Origin of the sequence: Kitasatospora sp. NPDC059817 (assembly GCF_042731835.1) — a bacterium.
Classification (GTDB): Bacteria; Actinomycetota; Actinomycetes; order Streptomycetales; family Streptomycetaceae; genus Kitasatospora.
In genome coordinates, this window is sequence record NZ_JBHWIR010000337.1 from 1 (window position 1) to 4,491 (window position 4,491).

Annotated in this window: 5 protein-coding genes and 1 riboswitch; of the genes, 1 reads left to right on the forward strand and 4 read right to left on the reverse strand. The window is 70.7% G+C overall.

From position 1 onward, the window contains the following. Positions 1–205 precede the first annotated feature (205 nt). From thiC to ACFV61_RS34735, 4 genes are all read right to left on the reverse strand, one after another. On the reverse strand, positions 206–2,083 hold the full coding sequence (gene thiC, locus ACFV61_RS34720) for a phosphomethylpyrimidine synthase ThiC (RefSeq protein ID WP_380496093.1): 1,878 nt from the start codon (positions 2,081–2,083) through the stop codon (positions 206–208). Next, a riboswitch (TPP riboswitch) is annotated at positions 2,079–2,213 on the reverse strand. It overlaps the preceding gene by 5 nt. 139 nt (positions 2,214–2,352) lie before the next feature. Further along, positions 2,353–2,553: a DUF5326 family protein gene (locus tag ACFV61_RS34725; RefSeq protein WP_063348421.1), complete on the reverse strand. Its 201-nt coding sequence runs from the start codon at positions 2,551–2,553 to the stop codon at positions 2,353–2,355. Positions 2,554–2,769: 216 nt separating this feature from the next. Further along, entirely contained in the window at positions 2,770–3,438 is a 669-nt protein-coding gene (gene tenA / locus ACFV61_RS34730; RefSeq protein WP_063348422.1) for a thiaminase II, read from the reverse strand. Positions 3,439–3,529: 91 nt separating this feature from the next. Then, positions 3,530–3,847 carry a cupin domain-containing protein gene (locus tag ACFV61_RS34735; protein ID WP_063348423.1) on the reverse strand — a complete coding sequence of 106 codons (318 nt, stop codon included), beginning with the start codon at positions 3,845–3,847 and terminating at the stop codon, positions 3,530–3,532. A 153-nt stretch (positions 3,848–4,000) separates the two neighbouring features. Here ACFV61_RS34735 and ACFV61_RS34740 point away from each other — a divergent pair, with 153 nt between their 5' ends. After that, complete coding sequence (locus tag ACFV61_RS34740; protein WP_063351244.1) at positions 4,001–4,381, forward strand: phage holin family protein; 381 nt, start codon at positions 4,001–4,003, stop codon at positions 4,379–4,381. The last annotated feature ends 110 nt before the right edge of the window (positions 4,382–4,491 follow it).

Below are 4,491 nucleotides of genomic sequence, written 5' to 3' on the forward strand. Positions count from 1 at the left end.
CGGAAGAAGCCCTCGACTGCGCAGGCGGCCTCTACCTCAGCGGACTGGATATCTGATCAACACCCCTCCACGAACTTCCGCGGAGCAGCACTAGCTCGGCGACCGGATCCCCCAGTGGCCCAAGTGCGGCGCCGTGGCCCAGGCATGCCGAAGCGCTGCCACAGGAACAGCGAGACACCCGGAGCAGCGCTTCGACAGAACGACGTCAGTCGGCGAGGGGGAGGTAGACGCGGTTGCCCTGGGCGGCGAACTCGGCGGACTTCTCCGCCATGCCCGCCAGGGCCTCGGCGTCGAACTCGGTCTCCACGGCGCTGGAACCGTCACCGTGCTCGGCGCGGATCTTCTGACTGATCTTCATCGAGCAGAACTTCGGGCCGCACATGGAGCAGAAGTGGGCCGTCTTGGCGGGTTCGGCGGGGAGGGTCTCGTCGTGGAAGGCGCGGGCGGTCTCCGGGTCGAGGGCCAGGTTGAACTGGTCCTCCCAGCGGAACTCGAAGCGGGCGTCGGAGAGGGCGTCGTCCCAGTCCTGGGCGCCGGGGTGGCCCTTGGCGAGGTCGGCGGCGTGGGCGGCGATCTTGTAGGTGATCACGCCGGTCTTGACGTCGTCGCGGTTGGGCAGGCCCAGGTGCTCCTTGGGCGTGACGTAGCAGAGCATCGCGGTGCCCCACCAGGCGATCATCGCGGCGCCGATGCCCGAGGTGATGTGGTCGTAGCCGGGGGCGACGTCGGTGGTGAGCGGGCCGAGGGTGTAGAACGGCGCCTCGTCGCAGATCTCCTGCTGGAGATCCATGTTCTCCTTGATCTTGTGCATCGGGACGTGGCCCGGGCCCTCGATCATCACCTGGACGTCGCGCTCGCGGGCGATCCGGCCGAGCTCGCCGAGGGTGCGCAGTTCGGCGAACTGCGCCTCGTCGTTGGCGTCCGCGATGGAGCCGGGGCGCAGGCCGTCGCCGAGCGAGAAGGTGACGTCGTAGCGCGCGAGGATGTCGCAGAGCTCCTCGAAGTTGCTGTAGAGGAAGTTCTCCTGGTGGTGCGCCAGGCACCAGGCGGCCATGATCGAGCCGCCGCGCGAGACGATGCCGGTCTTGCGGCGGGCGGTCAGCGGGACGTACCGGAGCAGGACGCCGGCATGGACGGTCATGTAGTCGACGCCCTGCTCGCACTGCTCGATGACGGTGTCCCGGTACACCTCCCAGCTCAGGTCCTCGGCCTTGCCGTCGACCTTCTCCAGGGCCTGGTAGAGCGGCACGGTGCCGATCGGCACGGGGGAGTTGCGCAGGATCCACTCGCGGGTGGTGTGGATGTTGCGGCCGGTGGAGAGGTCCATGACGGTGTCGGCGCCCCAACGGGTGGCCCAGGTCATCTTCTCCACCTCCTCCTCGATCGAGGAGGTGACGGCGGAGTTGCCGATGTTGGCATTGATCTTCACCAGGAAGTTGGTGCCGATGATCGCCGGCTCCACCTCGGGGTGGTTCACGTTGACCGGGATGACGGCCCGGCCGCGGGCCACCTCGGCCCGCACGTACTCGGGGGCGAGGCCCTCGCGCAGCGCCACGAACTCCATCTCGGGGGTGACCACGCCCCGCTTGGCGTAGGCGAGTTGGGTGACGGCGGCACCGCCGCGGCCGCGCAGCGGGCGGCGCGGGCGGCCCGGGAAGACGGCGTCCAGGTTGCGCAGGTTCCCGCCGCGCGGCGAGGTGTGCTTGATCCCGTCGTCCTCGGGGCGCGCCTCGCGGCCGTCGTACTCCTCGACGTCGCCGCGCAGGCGGATCCAGGCATCGCGCAGGGCGGGCAGGCCGCGCCGCACGTCGGGTTCGTAGGCCTGGTCGGTGTACGGGCCGGAGGTGTCGTACAGCGGGACGGTCCTGCCGTTGGTGAGCTGCACCTCGCGGTACGGGACCCGCAGGTCGGGCCGGGACCCTTCGCGGTAGGCCTTGCGCCAGGCCGGGGTGGGGTAGCCGGTGCCGGCGCTGGTGACGGAGGCGGTGGCGGTGGCGGCCTCGCCGGTCTCGCTGCCGCCGGCCTCGGTGCCGCTGTTCCCGGTGCTGCGGGCAGGCTGCGGCTGTGCTTCGAACGTGGTCATCTGACCTCAAACTCCCTACGCCGGCATTACCCGGTCAGGTTCCTGCGGTCGACGCAGCCGTCGGTCCGTCCGTCGACGTCCCGGTCAGCGCCCTCTCAGCCCGGTGCTCCGAGCTCCCGCGTCGGCAGGCGGTGTTGCCTGCACATGACGCCCAACACCGTAGCGAGCCGATCGCCGCAGGTCCAGCACGCCTCCGGCCGGCCGGACGCCGCGCCGGGAACGCCGAAGGCCCGGCCCCCCGTCCAGGGGGCCGGGCCTCGGGCGGTTGCTCAGCCCTTGGCGGCCTTCTTCACCAGGACCACCACGGCGGCGGCGATACCGGCGACGACCAGCACCTTGATCATGATGCTCAGCAGGGCGCCGACGACACCGAAGACGAATCCCACGATGTTCCAGAGCAGCACCAGGACCAGCACCGGGATGACGATGTTCCGCACCCAGGAGGGCAGCGACTTCCAGAGCTCAGCCATGACCGTTCCTTCTCTCCCCGTGGGGTCGGCTGCCGTCCGGTGCCGCATCCCGCTTGCTTTCGGTACTTCGATCGTACGGGGACACGAGTGCCGGAACGAGGCCCGATGGCCCGGAGAGAACCCCTAGATCACCCCGACCCGGGGCCCCGGGGAGACCCGGGTACGGGCATCGGGGACGACCCCCGGAAAGGGCCCCGCACCCCATGCGACCAGCGGTCAGACCGGCCAGCGCTCGCCGCGCCAGGCGGCGTCCCAGAACATCCACTCGTAGCGCGAGGTGGTCGTGAAGTGCTCGACGACCCGGCGCCGTTCGGCCGGGGAGATCTCCTCGCCGAGGCGGTCGGTGAGCGCCAGCACCCGGCGGACGACGGACTGGAACGCCTCGTCGCCGTAGGTGGCGATCCACTTGGCGTACAGCGGGTCGGGGGAGCCCTGGGCGAGCAGCGCCTCGCCGACCCGGGCGTAGATCCAGTAGCAGGGCAGCACCGCGCCGACGGCCTCGGCGAAGGAGCCGCCGTAGACGGTGGCCAGCAGGTAGCTGGTGTAGGCCCGGGTGGTGGGCAGCACCGGTTCGGCGGCGGCCTGCTCGGCGCTGCCGCCGAAGGCGGTCAGGAACTCGGCGTGCATGCCCTGTTCGGCGGCCAGCGCGCCGACCGCGTCGTCGGCGAAGGCCCGCACGTCCTCCTCGCCGGGCGCCTTGGCGGCGCAGACGGCGAGCGCGCGGGCGTAGTCGCGCAGGTAGTGCGAGTCCTGGACGACGAAGTGGCGGAAGGCCGCACGCGGCAGGGTGCCGTCGGTGAGGCCGCCGATGAAGGGGTGGGCGAGGATCTCGGCGTACACCGGCTCGATGGCCGCCCAGAGTTCTTCCGTCAGGCTCTTGCTCATGCCCAGGACCCTAGACGGTCGGCCCCGGCCGGCCCGCGGACGGTCAGTCCCCGGCAGGTCCCCGGCCGGTTCCCGGTCGGTCCGCAGACGGTCAGCCCTCGGGCGGGGAGAACACCACCAGGACCCGCAGTTCCTCGGTGACGTGGTGGAAGCGGTGTTCGGTGCCGGCCGGGACGTAGACGACGGTGCCGCGCCCGACCGTGGCGGTCTCGGCGCCTACGGTCAGTTCGGCGCGGCCGCTGATCACCTGGTAGATCTCGTCCTGGTCGTGCGCGGTCTGCGGGTCGGTGTCGCCGGGGGAGAGCGCGTAGAGCCCGGCGGACATCCGCGGTTCGCGCAGGAAGCGCAGGTACGCGCCGTCGTTCGCCGCGCGTTCGACGTCCAGTTCGTCCAACCGGAACAGCTTCACCGCTGCTCCCCTCCTTCGTCCATCCACCGTGCGGGCCACGGGCATTCAACACCACGGGCGCCGGACCGGGGGCGCCAAGATGTCCGGCGGGAGCGCCAACATGTCCGAGGAGAGCTTCCCCCGGGGCGGCGGGGCCTGCCAGGCTTGGGCGTCATGAAGGGTTTCCTCATCAAGACAGTGATCAACGCGGTGGCCATCTGGGTCGCCGCCTGGATCGTCAACGGTATCCAACTCGCGAGCGGCAAGGCCGACCTGGGACACAAGGCCCTGACGGTGGTCGCCGTCGCCGTGGTCTTCGGCCTGGTCAACTTCCTGATCAAGCCGCTGGTCAAGCTGTTCTCGTTCCCGCTGTTCATCCTCACCCTGGGGCTGATCACCTTCGTGATCAACGCCCTGATGCTGTGGCTGACCTCCTGGGCCGCGGGGAAGCTGCACCTGGACTTCAACGTCACGGGCTTCGTGCCGGCGCTGCTCGGCTCGCTGATCATCAGCCTGGTCTCGTGGGGGCTGCACCTGGCCCTGGACGACGACTGACCTCGGCCGTGGCCGGGCACCGACTGGCCGAACCCGACCTGGCCGGTCACCGACCGGCCGAACACGAGAGGGGCCCCGGCCCCGGGGGGTGTCCCCGCGCCGGGCCCCGA